This is a genomic window from Streptomyces sp. H51, from assembly GCF_035656535.1.
Lineage (GTDB): Bacteria > Actinomycetota > Actinomycetes > Streptomycetales > Streptomycetaceae > Streptomyces.
Genome location: NZ_JAYMHD010000067.1, coordinates 84,838 through 103,850 on the forward strand (window position 1 = coordinate 84,838; position 19,013 = coordinate 103,850).

Consider the following 19,013-nt stretch of genomic DNA (forward strand, 5'->3'; position numbering starts at 1 on the left):
CGGCGCGGTTCATCCGGCGCGGTTCATCCGGCGCGGTTCATCCGGCGCGGTTCATCCGGCGCGGTTCATCCGGCGCGGACGGCGGCGTGCACCGTGTGGGCGGCCAGCACGAACACGTCCGGGCGGTGGTGCACGCTCGCCCGGTCGTCGGGGTCGAGGAGACGGTCGAGGGTGGCGCGGTCGTCGGCGTCCAGGGCGTCGGCGAACGCCTCCCGCAGCCGGGACAGGCTCGCGGCGATGTAGGCCCGGGCCCGGTCGGGGGCCGGTGCGGGCAGGTCGAGGAGGAAGCTGCGGGTGCGGGCGTGCGTCAGGCCCGCGCCGGTCAGCAGGGCCGGCCAGTCCTCCACCTCGTCGACGGAGCCGGGCAGATCGGCCCGCATCCGGGTGAACCGCTCGGCCTCCAGGGCGTCCAGCCGGGTCTGGAGATCCGGGCGCCCGAATCCGAGGTCGCGCGGCAGGTACCGGGGCGGCAGCCCGCCTTCCATGATCGCGAGCGTGCCACCGGGCGCCAGCCGACGCGCGAAGGCGGCGAGGGCGGCGCGCTGGTCGCCCAGGTGGTGCAGGCTGCGGCCCGCCCACAGCAGGTCGGCCGGGTAGTCCGACTCGTCCAGGACGTCGGGGAGTTCACCGGCAAGGGTGTCGAACCGGTCGGCGTACCCGAGCCGGGCGGCACGGCCCCGGGCGCGTTCCAGGAGCGGCTCGGAGCCGTCGACGGCCAGCACGCGCGCGCCGGTGAACGTCTCGGCGAACAGGCAGGAGACGACTCCGGGGCCGCTGCCCGCGTCGACGATCAGACCCGGCTCGGTCACCTCCTTGCCGAGCCAGAAGAGCGCCTGCTCGTACAGGGGGGTGAACAGTTCGGCCTGGGCCTCGAGGAACGGGGCCATCTCGGCCCAGTCGATGTCCGTGTGGTGCCCGTGGGCGGGGTGGCCGTGGTCGTGGCCGCCGTCGTGTGCGTGGTGGCCGTGTTCCGGGTGTGCCATGGTCGTCAGCCTCTCGTCCTGGGATGCCGCCAGCGTGCTCCGGCGCACCGGACGGGGCCACTTCTGTTGCGGGCGCGGCAAAAAGTTGCGGGCGCGGCAAAGGAACGAGATGCGCGGGACGCGGTCCCGCGCGAGCCGATGGACGACGTCATCGGTGGCGAAGTTCGCGATCCGCCGGGGGTCCGGCCCAGGAGGGGCGGCCCCGGCGGATCACCGGTGACCGGCCGGGACGTGGTTCACCGACCGGTCACCGCGCTACGGCGCCACCGCGCTGCCGTGCTACGGCAGCGGCGGGTAGGCGTTCTGCATCAGCTGCTGGAACTGGGCCGAGAACCAGTGCCCGGACAGCGGCGCGTTGGGCAGGGCGCCCGACATGCTGTTGCCGTTGCGGGCGTTGCCCGTGTAGGTCGGGTCGCACATGCGGTCGAAGCCCTTGCCCTCGTCGTTCGCGATGGCGCTGCTGGAGCCGTCGGACTCGCCCGGGGGCTTCATCCAGACGTAGGCGTCGATCCCGGCGGCGGGGCTGGCCTGCGGGCGCTCACCGAGGCCGGCGCCGGCCTGGTTGCACCAGTTGCCGACGTGGATACGGCGGTCGTAGCGGCCGCCGTCGACATAGGCGTCGACGCTGGTCGTCGGACCCGCCGCGGTGGGCCGGGCGGTGCCGCCCCAGCCGTTGCGGGAGGTGTCGATCAGCATGCCGATGCCGGAGTTGAAGCCGACCGAGACCAGCTGGTTGCGGAAGGCCTGGGCGTAGGACAGCTCGTCGACGTAGCGGTTCCAGTCGACCCACTTCGACTGGCGCACGGAGGTCCCGTTCACCGAGTCGTTGATGGTGAAGTTGTTCTCCTTCAGGGCGCTGTAGTTGGCCGTGTTGGTGATGAAGCCGTGCACGTCGTCGACGGTCGCGCCCTCGCTGGTGGCCGCCTGCTTGAACAGGGTGGCGGTGGGGCCGAAGTTGTCGTCCCAGCCGAGCCAGCCGTGGTGGCCGGCGTCGAGGTAGTTGTAGACGTTCGGGACCGCGCCGAGCTTGGCCAGCGCGTAGCCGACGCCCTTCACGTAGTTGCCGTTGGCCAGCATGGTGTCGCAGTTGGGGGTGGCGGTGGCCCGGCTGCCGGTGTTGGTGACGAGGTTGGGCAGCGAGTCGATCTCGACGGTGGTGACGATCCGCAGCGAGGAGTACTTCGGGTCGGCCAGGATGGCCGCGATCGGGTCGATGAACTGCGTCTTGTACTTGTCGATCTCCGTCGGGCCGAGTTCGCCGTTGGAGGCGAGGGCGGAGCAGTCACGGCCGGGCAGGTCGTAGATGACCAGCTGGACGACCTCTTCGTTGCTGCCCTTCTGCGCGAGGGCCGCGTCGAGGTGGTCGCGCAGGCCCATGCCGCCGTTGACCCCGTTGATCGCGGCGATGCGGTCGAGCCACACGCCGGTCGGCTGGTTGGAGACGCGGCTGCCGCCCGGTTCGGCCGCGGCGTGCGCGGACCACTCCGGGTTCACGTACACCTTGGCGCCGGCGTAGGGGTTGTCGACGCGGCCGCTCGGGTCGGTGCCGCCGCCACCGTCACCGCCGCCGCTTCCGTCGTCGACGTTGCAGGTCACGCCGTCGAGGGTGAACGTGGTCGGCAGCGCGTTGGTGCCGCTGTAGGAGCCCTGGAACCCGAAGCCGGCCGAACCGCCGGTCGCCAGCGTCCCGTTGTAGGACTCGTTGTTCGCCGTCACGGCGGTGCCGCTCTGGCTGACCTTGGCGTTCCAGTAATTGGTGATCTTCTGGTTGCCGGCGTAGGACCATTTCAACGACCAGGCGCTCTTGGCGGCGCCGTTGTTCGTCACCGTCACGGCGGCGGTGAAGCCGGTGTCCCACTGGTTCTGCACCGTGTAGTCGACGGTGCAGGGGACGGCGGACAGGCCGGCGTCCGCCGGGACGACGGCCGTCGCCGTCCCGGCCGTCCCGGCGACCAGCGCCAGGGCGGCGAGTATCGATGTTCTCGTGCGGCTCATGAAGGCGGGTTTCCTGTTCTGTCGGTTCTGTCGGGGGATCAACCGTTCAGCGCGCGCAGGTGGTCGCGCAGCCCCGCGCCGTACGACGTGGGGGTGCCGTCGTAGGCGGAGATGAGGGAGGGACCGGAGGAGCAGTCCCAGGTGTTCCAGGTCCAACCGAGGTAGGAGAGACCCCGGTCGTCGAACCACTTCATGACCTGGTCGACGAAGGAGTGCGAGCAGGTGTTCTCACCGATCTCCCCGGCCACCAGCGGCACCTGGGCCGCCACCGGGGCGAGCGTGGAGTTCCAGCAGCTTTCGTTCGAGCAGGTGTTGAAGTTGTAGACGTGATAGGCGGCGACGAGATTGCCCGTGGGGTCGCTGGGCCTGTACGTCAGCCACTGGCTCAGGTCGTTGGAGTACGCGAGCCCGCCGGCCAGGACGACGTTCTTCGCGCCGGTGGCCCGGACGGCGTCGACGAGGTCCTGCATGCCGGCGACCTCGTAACCGATGCCGGGGCAGTTGCCGCCGTCCCGCCAGCACTGCCACGCCTGGGTGGTCGTGGAGGTCGCACGGTCCGGATAGGGCTCGTTGAACAGGTCGAAGGCGACGGCCGGATCGTCCTTGAAGGTGCTCGCCACCGAGGACCAGAACGACGGCGAGTACTGCATGTCCGGCATCGGCTTCTGGCAGGTGGCGTGCACGTCGGAGCAGCCGGCCGAATTGCCGGTGTACTGGCCGTGGCTCCAGTGCAGTTCGACGATCGGCGTCATGCCGTGCGCCTCGACACGGGCCACCAGGTCCTTGACGGCGCCCACGTAATTGCTTCCGCCGTACTCGGGCTTGATGTTGGAAAGGCCCAGCCAGCACTCCTCGTTGAGAGGAATGCGGACCGTGTCGGCCTTCCAGTCCGCGATCGCCTCGACCGCGGCGTCGTCGACGGGACCGTCCCAGATGCCGTAGCCCTGCACGCACATGAACTCGCCACCGGACCGGTTCACACCGAGCAGCCGGTGATTCGTTCCCCCCGCGTCCACGAGCTTGTTGCCCGAGACGTGCAGGGCGGGCGCCGTACCGCTGCCCGTGCCGGGCGGGTCGCTCGGCGTGGGCGTCGGCGACGGCTCGGCGTCGACGTTGCAGGTGGTGCCGTTGAGCGTGAACGACGCCGGCGCGGCGTTGTTCCCCGACCACGAGGCGATGAACCCGGCGCTGACGCTCGCGCCGGTGGCCAGGGAGCCGTTCCAGCTCTCGTTGGCAGCGGTCACCTCGGTACCGGACTGGGACCACTTGGCGTTCCAGCCCTGGGTGACCTTCTGTCCGCCGGAGAAGTCGAAGCCGAGGCTCCAGCTGCTCAGCGCGGCCGAGTTGTTGGTGATCTTCACAGCGCCCTGGAAGCCGTCCGCCCACTGGCTGGTGACGGAGTACTCCACCGTGCACGCGGGCGTGGCTCCCTGCGCCGTCACGGCCGGCACGGTGATCGCCCCGAGGAGGGCGGTCGCGCCGGCAATGGCTAAAAGTGCTGAACGCGGGGGGTGTCGCATGAGCGACTCCTTGCAGATCAGGCGCACCGCAACCGGCGCGTCGACTGATGGAATCGCTCCCACTGGTGCCCAAGAAGCTAGCGCCAAGTGACCGAGCTGAACAGAGGGTGACAGAAACTTTGTTGACTTGTCCTTGTCACAGACTCGTCGAATCTTTTCGACTCTTCGAACATCTTGACCGCCCCTGGGCTCGTACCCACTATGGGAGCGCTCCCACTGGTTCAAGGCTTGTTGCTCCTCCCCCACTTTCTCCGAGCCGCAAGGAGGAACCGGCACATGCATTCCAGACGCAGACGCCGCGCCGCATGGACGGGACCGCGGCGCCTGTGGACCGCCGCCCTGGCGGCCCTCGCGCTCCCGTTGGCCATGCTGTCGACGGGCTCGACGACCGCCCACGCGGCGGCACTTCAGTGCAGCGTCGACTACAGGACGAACGACTGGGGCTCCGGCTTCACCGCGGACCTGACGATCACCAACCGCGGTACGGACGCCATCGACGGCTGGACACTGACGTACTCCTACTCAGGCAACCAGAAGCTCAGCAACGGCTGGAGCGGCACCTGGTCCCAGTCGGGTCAGCAGATCACGGTGAAGGACGCCGGGTACAACGGGAAGGTGGCCGCCGGCGCCGCCGTCTCCACCGGCGCGCAGTTCGCCTACAGCGGCACCAACACCGCGCCCACGAGTTTCGCGATCAACGGCACCACCTGCGCCGGCGCCCACCAGCCGCCGGTCACCGTGCTGACCAGCCCCACCGCGGGCGCCGTCTACACGCAGGGTGACGCGGTCCCGCTCGCGGCCACCGCCGCTGCCGCCGACAACGCGACGATCAGCAAGGTCGAGTTCTACGACGACACGACGCTGCTGGGCACCGACACCAGCTCGCCGTTCACCTTCTCGGCCTCTGGTTTGACCGTGGGCAGTCATTCTCTGGTGGCGAAGGCGTACGACAGCCTGGGCGCGTCCGCCGACTCCACGCCGGTCGGCATCACCGTCGCCTCCGGTCCCGCGGTGGTCGCCTCGCCGACCCAACTCGGCGTCCAGCAGGGCAAGTCCGGCACCTACGAGGTGAAGCTGTCCACCCAGCCCTCCTCCGACGTCACCGTGACGACGGCCCGCGCGAGCGGCAACTCCGGCCTGACGGTGTCCGGCGGGACGACCCTCACCTTCACGCCGTCCAACTGGAACACCGCGCAGCAGGTGACCGTCACCGCCGACTCCTCCGGCACCGGCTCGGCGACCTTCGAGTCGACGGCGACCGGCCACTCCAAGGCCACCGTCACCGTCACCGAGCTGGCCGCCTCCAAGGCGTACGACGCCCGCTTCCTGGACCTCTACGGGAAGATCACCAACCCGGCGAACGGCTACTTCTCGCCCGAGGGCGTCCCGTACCACTCGGTCGAGACGCTGATCGTGGAGGCGCCGGACCAGGGCCACGAGACCACGTCGGAGGCGTACAGCTACCTGCTGTGGCTGCAGGCCATGTACGGCAAGGTCACCGGTGACTGGTCGAAGTTCAACGGCGCGTGGGGAATCATGGAGAAGTACATGATCCCCACCCACGCCGACCAGCCCACCAGTTCCTTCTACAACGCGTCCAAGCCGGCCACCTACGCGCCGGAGCTGGACACCCCGAACGAGTACCCGGCCAAGCTGGACACCGGTGTGTCGGTCGGTCCGGACCCGATCGCGAGCGAGCTGAAGAGCGCGTACGGCACGGACGACGTCTACGGCATGCACTGGATCCAGGACGTCGACAACGTCTACGGCTACGGCAACGAGCCCGGCAAGTGCGAGGCGGGGCCGACGGCGACCGGACCGTCGTACATCAACACCTTCCAGCGCGGTCCGCAGGAGTCGGTGTGGGAGACGGTTCCGCAGCCCACCTGTGACGCCTTCAAGTACGGTGGCACGAACGGCTACCTGGACCTGTTCACCGGCGACTCGTCCTACTCCAAGCAGTGGAAGTACACCGACGCCCCGGACGCCGACGCCCGTGCGGTGCAGGCCGCCTACTGGGCCGACGTGTGGGCGAAGGAGCAGGGCAAGGGCAGTGACGTCGCCACCACGGTCGGCAAGGCCGCCAAGATGGGCGACTACCTGCGCTACGCCATGTACGACAAGTACTTCAAGAAGATCGGCAACTGTGTCGGCCCGTCCAGCTGCGCGGCCGGGACCGGCAAGGACGCCTCGCACTACCTGCTCTCCTGGTACTACGCGTGGGGCGGCGCCACGGACACCAACGCCGGCTGGGCCTGGCGCATCGGCTCCAGCCACGTCCACGGCGGCTACCAGAACCCGCTCGCCGCGTACGCCCTCAGCAGCTACGCGAACCTGAAGCCGAAGTCGGCGACGGGCGCGTCTGACTGGAGCAAGTCGCTGCAGCGGCAGCTGGAGTTCTACCAGTGGCTGCAGTCGTCGGAGGGCGCCATCGCGGGCGGCGCGACCAACAGCTGGGCGGGCCGGTACGCGACCCCGCCGTCGGGCACGCCGACCTTCTACGGCATGTACTACGACTGGCAGCCCGTCTACCACGACCCGCCGTCCAACCAGTGGTTCGGCTTCCAGGCGTGGTCGATGGAACGGGTCGCCGAGTACTACCAGCAGACGGGAGACGCCAAGGCCAAGGCGGTCCTCGACAAGTGGGTGAAGTGGGCGCTGTCGAAGACCACGATCAACCCGGACGGCACCTACCGGATCCCCTCGACGCTCCAGTGGTCGGGCCAGCCCGACACCTGGAACGCGTCGAGCCCCGGCTCCAACAGCTCGCTGCACGTCACCGTCGCCGACTACACCGACGACGTCGGTGTGGCCGCCGCGTACGCCAAGACCCTGACGTACTACGCCGCCAAGTCCGGTGACGCGACGGCCAAGTCGACGGCGAAGGCACTGCTGGACGGCATGTGGGCGAACTACCAGGACGACCTGGGCGTCGCCGTCCCGGAGACCCGCGCCGACTACAACCGCTTCAACGACACGGTCTACGTCCCGAGCGGCTGGAGCGGCAAGATGCCGAACGGCGACACGATCAACTCGTCGTCGACGTTCTCCTCGCTGCGTTCGTTCTACAAGAACGACCCGGCCTGGTCGAAGATCCAGAGCTACCTCGCGGGCGGAGCCGCGCCCGTCTTCACGTACCACCGGTTCTGGGCCCAGGCGGACATCGCCCTGGCCATGGGCTCGTACGCGGAGCTTCTCGAATAGCCCCCGCCGAGCGCTCCGGGGAAGGGCGGCACCGCGACCGCCGCCCTTCCCCGGTACCGCTTGAAGGCTCCGTGTGCGTGGCCTCGCCACCTGACGGCGAGGCCGACCTGCCGGGCGGCCCCCACCTGCACCGGGGGCCGCCCGGCTCTCGCGCGTTTCCCCCCTGTCCCCCGCTCAGGAAGGACGCCCCACCGTGCGAAGAACCCGCATCGTCACGGCCGTGCTGGCGCTCGCGGCCGGTCTGCTCGCGGGCACCCCGCCCGCACTCGCGGCCGGCGGCGCCGCGAAGACGACACTCACCGCCGACACCTACAGCTGGCACAACGCCCGCATCGACGGCGGCGGCTTCGTCCCCGGCATCGTCTTCAACCGCACCGAGAAGAACCTGGCCTACGCCCGCACCGACATCGGCGGCGCCTACCGCTGGCAGCAGTCGACGAAGACCTGGACGCCCCTGCTGGACTCGGTCGACTGGGACCACTGGGGGCACACCGGCGTGGTCAGCCTGGCGTCGGACTCCGCCGACCCGGACAAGGTGTACGCGGCCGTCGGCACGTACACCAACAGCTGGGACCCGGGCAACGGCGCCGTGCTCAGGTCCTCCGACCGGGGGGCCAGTTGGCAGAGGACCGACCTGCCGTTCAAGCTGGGCGGCAACATGCCCGGCCGGGGCATGGGGGAACGCCTGGCGATCGACCCGAACAAGGACAGCGTGCTGTACCTGGGCGCGCCCAGCGGCAAGGGCCTGTGGCGGTCGACGGACTCGGGAGCGACCTGGTCGCAGGTGACGGCCTTCCCCAACCCCGGCGACTACGCGCAGGACCCGAGCGACCCCTCCGGCTACTCCTCCGACAACCAGGGCATCGTCTGGGTCACCTTCGACGAGTCCACCGGCACCTCCGGCAGCGCGACGAAGACGATCTACGTCGGGGTCGCCGACAAGGACAACGCGGTGTACCGCTCGACGGACGCCGGCGCGACCTGGACCCGGCCGGCCGGGCAGCCGACCGGATACCTCGCGCACAAGGGCGTGCTGGACGCCGAGAACGGCTACCTGTACCTCGCCTACAGCGACACGGGCGGCCCCTACGACGGCGGCAAGGGACGGCTGTGGCGGTACGCCACCGCGACCGGCACCTGGACGGACATCAGCCCGGTCGCCGAGGCGGACACCTACTACGGCTTCAGCGGGCTGACCGTCGACCGGCAGCACCCCGGCACGGTGATGGCGACGGGCTACAGCTCGTGGTGGCCGGACACGCAGATCTTCCGCTCCACGGACAGCGGCGCGACCTGGACGAAGGCGTGGGACTACACGTCGTACCCGAACCGGGTGAACCGCTACACCATGGACGTCTCCTCCTCCCCGTGGCTGACCTGGAACGCGAACCCCTCACCGCCCGAACAGACCCCGAAACTGGGCTGGATGACCGAGGCGCTGGAGATCGACCCGTTCGACTCCGACCGGATGATGTACGGGACGGGCGCGACGGTCTACGGCACCGAGGACCTGACCAAGTGGGACAGCGGAAGCCGGTTCACCGTCAAGCCGATGGTGCAGGGACTGGAGGAGACGGCCGTCCAGGACCTCGCCTCTCCCCCGTCGGGCGGCGCCCAGTTGTTCAGCGCGCTCGGTGACATCGGCGGCTTCCGCCACACGGACCTGACGAAGGTCCCCTCGACGATGTACACCTCTCCGACCTTCACCACGACCACCAGCCTGGACTTCGCCGAGACGAACCCGGACACGGTCGTGCGCGTCGGCAACCTGGACTCCGGCCCGCACGTCGCGTTCTCGACGGACAACGGCGCCAACTGGTTCGCGGGCACCGACCCCTCGGGCGTCAGCGGCGGCGGAACGGTCGCGGCGGCGGCCGACGGCAGCCGCTTCGTGTGGAGCCCGGACGGCACCGGCGTGCGGTACACGACCGGTTTCGGCTCGTCCTGGTCGGCGTCGAGCGGCATCCCGGCGGGCGCGATCGTCGAGTCCGACCGGGTGGACCCGAAGACCTTCTACGGCTTCAAGTCCGGGAAGTTCTACGTGAGCACGGACGGCGGCGCCACCTTCACGGCGTCCTCCGCGAGCGGCCTGCCGAGCGGCGACAGCGTCCGCTTCAAGGCGCTGCCCGGCACGAAGGGCGACGTGTGGCTGGCGGGCGGGGCGAGCGGCAGCGCCTACGGCCTGTGGCACTCCACCGACGGCGGGGCGAGCTTCACCAGGCTGGCGAACGTCGAGCAGGCCGACACGATCGGTTTCGGCAAGGCGGCGACGGGAGCGTCGTACCAGACCCTCTACACCAGCGCGAAGATCGGCGGCGTGCGGGGCATCTTCCGCTCCACCGACACGGGCGCGAGCTGGACCCGCATCAACGACGACGCCCGCCAGTGGGCCTTCACGGGTGCCGCGATCACCGGCGACCCGCGGGTGTACGGGCGGGTGTACGTGTCGACGAACGGGCGCGGGGTGATCTACGGCGACACCTCCGACACCGGCGGGGGCGACAGCGGCGGCGGCACGGACCCGACGCCCACGCCGACCGGCGCCTGCACGGTGACGTACAAGATCACCAATCAGTGGTCGGGCGGCTTCCAGGCGGACGTGCGACTGAGCAACACGGGGTCCACCGCCTGGAGCGGCTGGTCGCTCGGCTGGTCCTTCCCGGACGGCCAGCGGATCTCCCAGCTGTGGAACGCCGGCTTCACGCAGTCCGGCGCCGCGGTGACGGCGAAGAACGTGACCTGGAACGCCGATGTGGCGGCCGGGTCTTCGGTGAGCTTCGGCTTCACCGGGAGCTGGTCGGGCTCGAACACGGAACCGGCCTCGTTCCAGCTGGGCGACCAGGAGTGCACGGTCGCCTGACCGGCCGGTGGGTGCGCACCCACCGGGCGCGCACCCACCTCCGCTCACGGCGGGTACACCGTGGGCCGCGGCGCGCGTCTTCACGAGCGCGGACCGCGTCGTGACCACAGGATCGCCCCGCCTCCGGTCCGAAGGCCGGAGCACCGCGATGGATTCCCGGTGGCCGCGGGTCGGGATCAGCGAGCGGCGGGAGCCGTCCAGGCAGGCGGTGCCCGCCAGGAACCGGTCGACGCGGTTGCCGTAGGAGTCGTGCGGGTGCGTTTCGTGTGTACGGCCCGCTCCCGCGCCGCCGCCCGCTGGGAGCGGGCGTCCTCCGTGGACGGCGGCCGGACGTGGCTGACCGACTCGACGATGGACTTCACCCGGGCTTCCCGGGCTTCCCGGGCTTCCTGAAGGCGCGCAGGTGGAACACGGGGTCGGGGCGCGGCCGGTCCTGGTCGGGCAGCTGGGCGAGCCGGGTGGCGAACCGCTCGGTGAGCGGATCGCCGGGCGGCAGCGTGACGAACCAGCCGCGCCGCAGGTCGGCGATGGTGCGGCGGGGGCTGCGGCCCTGGCCCCGGCCCGGGAAGCCGGCCTGCCCGGCGGGCAGCAGGCCGTGCTCGGCGGCGCGCCGGGCGACGCGGTCGGCGGCGTCGCGGGCGGGGGTGCGCGGGCGGGCGGCGAGGACGGCGTCGATGTCGCTGCCGACGTTGTGGGACGCGGCCTTGTCCACGGTGGTGACGTACACCCCGCCGGGGCGCAGCACCCGGGCGCACTCGGCGACGGCGGCGCGGACGCCGGGCTCGTCGAGGAGGTGCAGCAGCCAGACGCTGGTGACGGCGTCGAAGGCGGCGTCCGGGAACGGCAGCGCGCGGCTGTCCGCCAGCAGCACCGCGCCGGGCAGCCGCGCGGCGGCCGTCCGGGCCATGCCCCGGGTCCGGTCGACGCCGGTCACCCGGGCGGCGGGCAGCGCGGCGGCCAGCCTCCGGGTCACTATGCCGGTGCCGCAGCCGACGTCGAGGAGCCGGCCGACCCGCGCGGGGAGCAGGCCCAGCACGGCGTCCGCGGCGGCCTCGGCCCTCGGCTCACCGCCGCGGGAGGCGTCGTAGACGTCGGCTTCCTTGTCGTAGTCGAGCACGGGCGTCACTTGGCCCCGTGCCCGGGCGCGAGCGCCTCCACCCTCCGCGCGAGCGCGAAGTCCAGCTCGGTGATCTTCCCGCCGACGCTGTGCGTGTTCACGGACAGCGAGACGGTGTGGTAGCCGAGGGTGAGGTCCGAGTGGTGGTCGAGTTCCTCCTGCACCTGGGCGACGTGTACGACCATGGCGGCGGCCGCGAAATGCGACCCGAGCCGGTAGGAACGGGTCAGGCGGTCGCCGTCGGCCGCCCAGCCCGGCAGCTCGGCCAGCCGGTCCTCGATCTCGGTGCGCGACAGCGGTTCGACGGGCATGACTCGCTCCTCTCCGGGGCCGGTACGCCCCATCCAGCCTGCCACAGCTGTGCCGCCGCGTCCCTGGTCAGCACCGCGCGGGGCAGCTCGAGCCACAGGCATCCGGCCGCGGCGCGGCCGGCGGTCCGCCCTGTACGGGCCGGCTGCGGGCGGCGGGCACGGCGGGTGGACGGGCGGCCGGTCGGCGTGACCGCCACCGGTTCCCGTGCCCGTCCCCCCGGCCCCCCCCCCCCCGCCCACCGAACCGGGCCCGCGGGCACAACCCGCGCTGCCCGCGCGGAGGTTGCCGGTCGCCGTGGCCGCACCCCGGCGGACCCGGTCGGTCGTCGTCTTCGACTACGGTCGTCCGTATGACGATTCTCGCCTCCGGCGGCCCCGCACCCGCCGCCGTCTCCGCCGGACAGGGCGTCGGCCCGTTACTGCGGGCCTGGCGGGAGCGGCGGCGGGTCAGCCAGCTTGAGCTGGCGCTGCGCGCCGACTCCTCCGCCCGGCACATCAGTTTCATCGAGACGGGCCGTTCCAGGCCGAGCGAGGAGATGGTGCTGAAGCTGGCCGAGCACCTGGAGGTGCCGGTGCGCGAGCGCAACGCCCTGCTGCTGGCGGCCGGTTACGCCCCCCGCTACCCGCGGACCCCGCTGGACTCGCCCGCGCTGGACGCCCTGCGCGCGGGCCTGGAGCGTCTCATCCAGGGCTACGAGCCCTATCCGGCACTGGTGGTCGACGCGATGTACGACGTGGTCACGGCCAACCGGGGCGTCATGATGCTGCTGGAGGGCGTCCCCGACGCCCTGCTGACACCCCCGCTGAACGCGATGCGGCTGACGCTGCACCCGCAGGGCCTCGCGCCCCGCATCCGCAACCTGCGCGAGTGGCGCGGGCATCTGCTGGCCCAGATGGAGCGGCAGATCGCCCTGGACCGCTCCGAGCCGCTGCGGGAGCTGTACGAGGAGGTGGCGGCGTATCCCGTGCCGGAGGGCCGGCAGGACCGGGAACCGGCGGAATCCGTGCCGTACTTCGCGCTGCCGATGGTGATCGAGCACGCCGGCCGGACGCTGTCCTTCGTGTCGTCCATCTCCACGTTCAACACGCCCATGGACGTGACGGTCGCCGAGCTGGCCATCGAGACGTTCCTCCCTGCCGACCCGGCGACGGTCAAGTACCTCCAGTCGCCGGTGCCTCATGCGTGACGGCAGCCCGATGTGTATCTTCACGGATCTTGTGAGAGTGTCGACGGAACATGACACACTGCTTCGCGCAGACGACGGTGCGTAGGGGAGGCGTGGCGTGAGTGAGCGGCGTCCCGCTCCCACGGTGGGGCAGGTGGTGCTCGGCAGGCGCCTGCAGGAACTGCGGGAGGCGGCCGGCCTCAGACGTGAGGAGGCCGCACGCGTCCTGCGGGTGGCGCCTGCGACCGTGCGGCGGATGGAGACGGCCGAGGTCGCGCTGAAGATCCCGTACGTGCAGGTGCTGCTGACCACGTACGGCGTACCGGAAGCCGAGGCGGCCACGTTCGTCGCGCTGGCCGAGGAGGCGAACCGGCCGGGCTGGTGGCAGCGGTTCCACGACGTCCTGCCGGAGTGGTTCAGCCTGTACGTCAGTCTGGAGGGCGCCGCCCGGATCATCCGCACCTACGAGCCGCACTTCGTGCCGGGGCTGCTGCAGACCCCGGAGTACGCGCGCGCCGTCATGGAGGCGGGTACGGTCGGGCAGACCGGCCCGGAGGGCGTCGAGCGGCACGTGTCGCTGCGCATGGCCCGGCAGCGGCTGCTGGAGCGCCCCGACCCGCCACACCTGTGGGTGATCATGGACGAGACGGTGCTGCGGCGCCCGGTGAGCATCCGCGGCGAGGTGATGCGCGACCAGCTGGACAAGCTGCTGGAGTTCACGGAACGCGACCGGATCACGCTCCAGGTCGCCGAGTTCGCCGACGGTCCGCACCCGGGGACCGTCGCGCCCTTCACGCTGTTCCGGTTCGCCCAGCCCGAGCTGCCCGACCTGGTCTTCACCGAGTACCTCACCGGCGCGCTGTACCTGGACTCCCGCAAGGAGGTCTCCGCGCACCTGGAGGTCCTGGACCACATGACCGCGCGCGCCGCGTCGGCCGAGCGCACCAAGAAGATCCTGCGGGAATGCCGCGAGAGCTTCTGAGCCGTCCCGCCACCGGATCACGCGCCGCGCCTTCCCGGCACGCACGTTCCGAGCACGCACGTTCCGAGCACCTCCGAAGCACCTTCGAAGCACGCCGAAGCACCGCCGAGCACCGCCGAGCAATGCCGAAGCACCGCAGAAGCACCGCAGAAGCACCTTCCGAGAGACCGAGGAGAAGAGAGCGCATGACCGGATCCGACGCCACCGCCGTCCAGATCGACACGAGCCGGCCGCACCCGGCCCGGGTGTACGACTGGTGGCTGGGAGGCAAGGACAACTACCCGGTGGACGAGGAACTGGCCCGCAGGATCCTGGCCGCGGACGGGACGGCGGTGCGCGGGGCGCGGGCCAACCGCCGGTTCATGCACCGGGCCGTGCGCACGGCAGCCGAGGCGGGCGTCCGCCAGTTCCTGGACATCGGCACCGGCATCCCCACCGAGCCCAACCTGCACCAGGTCGCCCAGGCGGCCGCCCCGGAGACCAGAGTGGTGTACGCGGACAACGACCCGATCGTGCTGCGGCACGCCCAGGCGTTACTGCAGGGCACGCCCGAGGGCAGCACCGACTACGTCCACGCCGATGTCCGCGACCCCGGCACGATCCTGCGCCTGGCCGGCGAGTCGCTGGACTTCGACCGTCCGGTGGCGCTGTCCCTGGTGGCGCTGACCCACTACCTGGGCGACGAGGAGGACGACGTGTACGGCCTCGTCCAGCGGTACGTCGACGTCCTGGCCCCGGGCAGCCACCTGATCCTCTCCCAGGTCACCCAGGACCTCAGCCCGGACGGCGTGGCCGCGGCCGCGGAGCTGTTCCGCAGGAGCGGCACGCCGTTCTACCCGCGCACGCTGCCGGAGTTCTCCCGCTTCTTCGACGGCCTGGAACTGCTCGGCCCCGGCGTGATCCCCGTCTACGGCTGGCGCCCGGACCCGGAGGACGTCACGGCCCAGGCCGAGGGCGTCGTACCGGTCTACGCGGGAGTCGCCGTCAAGAACTGACCGGAACACGCCGGGCCCGCCGTGCTCTCCCCGGGGACGGCCCCGGGGAGAGCACGGCGGGACGGTCCGGACGGCGGGCCCGGCGCCCGGTCGGCGCGCCGGACGCCTCAGTCCGCGTAGGGGACCTCGGTCACCGCGGCTCCCCCGGTGACCGTGTGCACGGCACCGCCCGGTCCGCCGGTCCGCAGCCGCCAGGGGTGCGGGCTGTCGGTGGTCACACGGAGCCGGTCGCCCTCGCGGCGGACCTGGAAGCGGGCCGTCCCGCCGGTGCCGTCGGTGCGCGGGATGACGACCGTGCGCTCGGCCCCGTCGGCGAAGGCGTGCACGCGCAGTTCGACGTCCTCCGCCCACGCCGAGACCGGCCGCTGGTCGTCGGCGGCCAGCGGGATCACCGACTCCGGGCGGGCGAGCAGCGGCAGGGTGTGGAAGTCGTGCCGCTCGGTCACCCAGCGCGGGCCGGTGACCCGGGCGCCGGTCAGGACGTTGGTCCAGGTTCCCGCGGGCACGTAGTACTCGACGGTGCCGTCGTCGGAGAAGACGGGGGCGACGAGCAGGTCGTCGCCGAGCATGTACTGGCGGTCGAGCGGGGCGGCGGTGGGGTCGTCGGGGAACTCCAGCAGCATGGCCCGCATCACCGGGACGCCGGTGGTGTGCGCCTGCTGCGCGGCGCGCTGGAGGTAGGGGGCGAGGCGGTGCTTGAGGAGGGTGAACTCGCGGGTGACCGCGACGGCTTCCTCGCCGTAGTCCCACGGGACGCGGTACGAGTCGCTGCCGTGCAGGCGGCTGTGCGAGGAGAGCAGGCCGAACTGCACCCAGCGCTTGAAGACGGCCGGGGTGGGGGTGCCTTCGAAGCCGCCGATGTCATGGCTCCAGAAGCCGAAGCCGGACAGGCCGAGGGAGAGGCCGCCGCGCAGTGACTCGGCCATGGCGCCGAAGTGGGAGTCGCAGTCGCCGCCCCAGTGCACGGGGTACTGCTGGCCGCCGGCGGTGGCCGAGCGGGCGAAGAGCAGGGCCTCGCCCTCGCCGCGCTCCTCCCGCAGCAGTTCGAAGACGGCCTGGTTGTACAGGTGGGTGTAGTAGTTGTGCATCCGCTCCGGGTCGGAGCCGTCGTGCCAGACGACGTCGGTGGGGACGCGTTCGCCGAAGTCGGTCTTGAAGCAGTCCACGCCCTGGGCGAGCAGGGTGCGCAGCTTGCCGGTGTACCAGTCGCGGGCGGCCGGGGAGGTGAAGTCGACCAGGGCCATTCCGGCCTGCCACAGGTCCCACTGCCACACGCTGCCGTCCGGCCGGCGCACCAGGTGGCCCTCGCGCATGCCCTCCTCGAACAGCGGTGACTTCTGGGCGATGTACGGGTTGATCCAGGCGGAGATCTTCAGGCCGCGTGCCCTGAGCCGGGCCAGCATGCCCTCGGGGTCGGGGAAGGTCTCGGAGTCCCAGTCGAAGTCGCACCACTGGTAGGCGCGCATCCAGAAGCAGTCGAAGTGGAAGACGCTCAGCGGGATGCCGCGCTCGGCCATGCCGTCGATGAAGCCGCTCACGGTGGCCTCGTCGTAGTCGGTGGTGAAGGACGTGGTCAGCCACAGGCCCAGCGCCCAGGCCGGGGGCAGGGCCGGGCGGCCGGTCAGCGCGGTGTAGCGCCGCAGGATCTCCTTCGGGGTGGGGCCGTGGACGACGAAGTACTCCAGCGACTGGTCCTCGACGCTGAACTGCACCTGGCCGACCGACTCCGAACCGACCTCGTAGCCGACCTTGCCGGGATGGTTGACGAAGACGCCGTAGCCGCGGTTGGTGAGGTGGAACGGGACGTTCTTGTAGGCTTGTTCGCTGCTCGTGCCGCCGTCGGCCTGCCAGATGTCGACCGTCTGGCCGTTCTTGACGAACGGGGTGAACCGCTCGCCCAGGCCGTACACCGACTCGCCCACGCCGAGGGCGAGTTGCCCGACCATGTGGTGGCGGCCCTCGGCGTCGGTGACGAATCCGTTGCCCCGCTCCCCGGCGGAGGTCAGCACCCGCCCGTCCGCGACGAACTCCAGCCGCCACGGGCGGGAGGTGTCGACGCGCAGGGTCAGTTCGCCGGAGGTGAGGGTGAGCAGCGGGCCCTCGCGGCCGACCTTGCCCGCGTCCTCGCCCGCGCCGGGCAGCGCGAAGTCCGGTCCGCGGCGCGCGGAACCGGCGTGGTGGGTGGTGCGCACCCCGATCACGCCCTCGGCCGGGGACCAGCACTCCACGGTCAGCAGCGGGCTGTTGAGGGTGCCCCCGCGGCGGGTGACCTGCTTCACCGGCGCGTAGAGGGTCATCCGGTGGCCGTCGGCGCGCACGTCGGCGATCTCGGCGGCGAAGTGGGCGGTGCAGCCCGGACGCATGAGCCAGTAGCCGTCCGTGAACTTCATCGGGTTTCCTCAGTACGGGCGCGGTGCGCGGTGATCAGGTCCCGGTACCAGCGGTAGCTGTCCTTGGGAATGCGGGTCTGGGTGTCGTAGTCGACGCGGATCAGGCCGAAGCGCTGCTCGTAGCCGCGTGCCCATTCGAAGTTGTCCAGCAGCGACCAGACGTAGTAGCCGCGCACGTCCACCCCGGCGGCGATGGCGTCGGCCACCGCGCTCAGATGGTCGGCGAGGTAGCCGATCCGGTCCGGGTCGTGGACCCGGCCGTCGGGTGCGACGGCGTCGGCCTCGGCGGAGCCGTTCTCGGTGATCCAGACGGGAGGCAGCCGCGGATGGCGGTCGTGCAGGTCGCGGAGCAGTTCGGTGAACGCGGACGGGACGACGGGCCAGCCCATGGTGGTGTGCCGGGTGCCGTACGGGTCCGCCTCGGCCACGCCGATGTCCACCGCGGTGCGCCCGGCGGGGTCGTCGACCTGGTGCGGCGCCGCGGCAACGCAGAGGGGCCGGTAGTAGTTCAGGCCGACGAAGTCCAGTGGCGTGCCGATCAGTTGCAGGTCGTCCGGGAGCCGCCAGGGCCCGTCCGCCTGCCCGGCCCACGTCTCGGCCTCGTGCTCGGGGTAGCGTCCGGCGAACAGCGGCCCGGTCCAGACGTCGTTGTGCAGGGTCTCGGCGCGACGCAGGGCCGCGAGGTCCTCGGGCCGGTCGGAGGCGGCGTGGATCCGGTCGAGATTGAGGGTGATGCCGGCCTCGTGGTCACCGCTCGCGCGCAGGGCGCGCACCGCCAGACCGTGGCCGACCAGGAGGTGGTGGGCCGCGGCGAGGGCGCCCCGGCCCTCCCGGGTGCCGGGCGCGTGGCGTCCCTCGGCGTGGCCGACGAAGGCGGAGCAGTAGGGCTCGTTGAGCGTGATCCAGCGCCGTACCCGGTCGCCGTAGCGCTCGGCGGCCAGGGCCGCGTACGCCGCGAACGCCTCCGCCGTCTCCCGCACGCGCCAGCCGCCGCGGTCCTCGAGCGCCTGCGGGAGGTCCCAGTGGTACAGGGTGACCAGGGGCTCGATGCCGGCGGCGAGCAGTTCGTCGATCAGGCGGTCGTAGAAGTCCAGGCCCTTGGGGTTCGGGGTGCCGGTGCCCGCGGGCAGCAGGCGGGGCCAGGAGATCGAGAAGCGGTAGCTGTCGACGCCGAGGTCGCGCAGCAGGGCGACGTCCTCCCGGTAGCGGTGGTAGTGGTCGGCGGCCGTGTCGCCGGTGGCGCCGCCGAGCGTACGGCCGGGTGTGTGGCTGAAGGTGTCCCAGACGGAGGGTCCGCGGCCGTCCTCGTCGTGGGCGCCCTCGATCTGGTAGGCGGCGGTGGCGGCGCCGAAGCGGAAACCGGCGGGCAGTACCGGGAAGGCCTGATCGGTCATGTCGTGTGAACCTTCGGGGAGTCGAAGCGGAAAGAGGCGAGGCGGAAGTCGCCGTGCGGGGTGAGCCGCAGGTCGTGGACGCCGTCGAGGGGGGAG

Annotated in this window: 12 protein-coding genes; 5 read left to right on the forward strand and 7 right to left on the reverse strand. The window is 71.4% G+C overall.

What is annotated here, in order from left to right:
- Window positions 1-65 precede the first annotated feature (65 nt).
- The 3 genes from VKA29_RS23745 to VKA29_RS23755 form a co-directional block, all read right to left on the reverse strand.
- Window positions 66-983 (reverse strand): class I SAM-dependent methyltransferase, encoded by a 918-nt coding sequence (locus tag VKA29_RS23745; protein ID WP_324787974.1) that lies wholly within the window; start codon window positions 981-983, stop codon window positions 66-68.
- A gap of 279 nt (window positions 984-1,262) precedes the next feature.
- A complete protein-coding gene (locus VKA29_RS23750; protein ID WP_324787975.1) occupies window positions 1,263-2,978 on the reverse strand; it encodes a glycoside hydrolase family 6 protein in 1,716 nt (571 codons plus the stop codon).
- Between the two features lie 38 nt (window positions 2,979-3,016).
- Window positions 3,017-4,498 (reverse strand): cellulose binding domain-containing protein, encoded by a 1,482-nt coding sequence (locus tag VKA29_RS23755; protein WP_324787976.1) that lies wholly within the window; start codon window positions 4,496-4,498, stop codon window positions 3,017-3,019.
- 276 nt (window positions 4,499-4,774) lie between these two features.
- Here VKA29_RS23755 and VKA29_RS23760 point away from each other — a divergent pair, with 276 nt between their 5' ends.
- Both VKA29_RS23760 and VKA29_RS23765 read left to right on the forward strand, forming a co-directional pair.
- The gene (locus VKA29_RS23760; RefSeq protein WP_324787977.1) at window positions 4,775-7,702 is read left to right on the forward strand and encodes a glycoside hydrolase family 48 protein; all 2,928 of its coding nucleotides are present in this window, start codon (window positions 4,775-4,777) and stop codon (window positions 7,700-7,702) included.
- A 193-nt stretch (window positions 7,703-7,895) separates the two neighbouring features.
- Window positions 7,896-10,562 carry a cellulose binding domain-containing protein gene (locus VKA29_RS23765; RefSeq protein WP_324787978.1) on the forward strand — a complete coding sequence of 889 codons (2,667 nt, stop codon included), beginning with the start codon at window positions 7,896-7,898 and terminating at the stop codon, window positions 10,560-10,562.
- A 358-nt stretch (window positions 10,563-10,920) separates the two neighbouring features.
- Here the strand turns inward: VKA29_RS23765 and VKA29_RS23770 are convergent, their stop codons facing one another.
- The gene (locus tag VKA29_RS23770; protein ID WP_324788104.1) at window positions 10,921-11,679 is read right to left on the reverse strand and encodes a class I SAM-dependent methyltransferase; all 759 of its coding nucleotides are present in this window, start codon (window positions 11,677-11,679) and stop codon (window positions 10,921-10,923) included.
- 5 nt (window positions 11,680-11,684) lie between these two features.
- Window positions 11,685-11,990 carry a 4a-hydroxytetrahydrobiopterin dehydratase gene (locus VKA29_RS23775; RefSeq protein ID WP_324787979.1) on the reverse strand — a complete coding sequence of 102 codons (306 nt, stop codon included), beginning with the start codon at window positions 11,988-11,990 and terminating at the stop codon, window positions 11,685-11,687.
- A 350-nt stretch (window positions 11,991-12,340) separates the two neighbouring features.
- Between VKA29_RS23775 and VKA29_RS23780 the strand changes: the two genes are divergently transcribed.
- The 3 genes from VKA29_RS23780 to VKA29_RS23790 all read left to right on the forward strand — a co-directional run bounded on the left by VKA29_RS23780 (window position 12,341) and on the right by VKA29_RS23790 (window position 15,133).
- Window positions 12,341-13,177: a helix-turn-helix transcriptional regulator gene (locus tag VKA29_RS23780; protein ID WP_324787980.1), complete on the forward strand. Its 837-nt coding sequence runs from the start codon at window positions 12,341-12,343 to the stop codon at window positions 13,175-13,177.
- Window positions 13,178-13,274: 97 nt separating this feature from the next.
- Window positions 13,275-14,138, forward strand: a complete 864-nt coding sequence (locus VKA29_RS23785) for a helix-turn-helix transcriptional regulator (protein ID WP_324787981.1) — start codon at window positions 13,275-13,277, stop codon at window positions 14,136-14,138.
- Window positions 14,139-14,323: 185 nt separating this feature from the next.
- Window positions 14,324-15,133: an SAM-dependent methyltransferase gene (locus VKA29_RS23790; protein WP_324787982.1), complete on the forward strand. Its 810-nt coding sequence runs from the start codon at window positions 14,324-14,326 to the stop codon at window positions 15,131-15,133.
- 107 nt (window positions 15,134-15,240) lie between these two features.
- Here the strand turns inward: VKA29_RS23790 and yicI are convergent, their stop codons facing one another.
- The gene (gene yicI, locus VKA29_RS23795) at window positions 15,241-17,523 is read right to left on the reverse strand and encodes an alpha-xylosidase (protein WP_324787983.1); all 2,283 of its coding nucleotides are present in this window, start codon (window positions 17,521-17,523) and stop codon (window positions 15,241-15,243) included.
- Window positions 17,520-18,917 carry a GH1 family beta-glucosidase gene (locus VKA29_RS23800; RefSeq protein ID WP_324787984.1) on the reverse strand — a complete coding sequence of 466 codons (1,398 nt, stop codon included), beginning with the start codon at window positions 18,915-18,917 and terminating at the stop codon, window positions 17,520-17,522. Before VKA29_RS23800 ends, yicI begins: the two co-directional genes overlap by 4 nt.
- Window positions 18,918-19,013: the final 96 nt, after the last annotated feature.

Bases quoted from the DNA above. Each gene is read 5' to 3' on its own strand.
- VKA29_RS23745 (WP_324787974.1), bottom strand. From the start codon at position 983: ATGGCACACCCGGAACACGGCCACCACGCACACGACGGCGGCCACGAC.
- VKA29_RS23750 (WP_324787975.1), bottom strand. From the start codon at position 2,978: ATGAGCCGCACGAGAACATCGATACTCGCCGCCCTGGCGCTGGTCGCC.
- VKA29_RS23755 (WP_324787976.1), bottom strand. From the start codon at position 4,498: ATGCGACACCCCCCGCGTTCAGCACTTTTAGCCATTGCCGGCGCGACC.
- VKA29_RS23760 (WP_324787977.1), top strand. From the start codon at position 4,775: ATGCATTCCAGACGCAGACGCCGCGCCGCATGGACGGGACCGCGGCGC.
- VKA29_RS23775 (WP_324787979.1), bottom strand. From the start codon at position 11,990: ATGCCCGTCGAACCGCTGTCGCGCACCGAGATCGAGGACCGGCTGGCC.
- VKA29_RS23780 (WP_324787980.1), top strand. From the start codon at position 12,341: ATGACGATTCTCGCCTCCGGCGGCCCCGCACCCGCCGCCGTCTCCGCC.
- VKA29_RS23790 (WP_324787982.1), top strand. From the start codon at position 14,324: ATGACCGGATCCGACGCCACCGCCGTCCAGATCGACACGAGCCGGCCG.
- yicI (WP_324787983.1), bottom strand. From the start codon at position 17,523: ATGAAGTTCACGGACGGCTACTGGCTCATGCGTCCGGGCTGCACCGCC.
- VKA29_RS23800 (WP_324787984.1), bottom strand. From the start codon at position 18,917: ATGACCGATCAGGCCTTCCCGGTACTGCCCGCCGGTTTCCGCTTCGGC.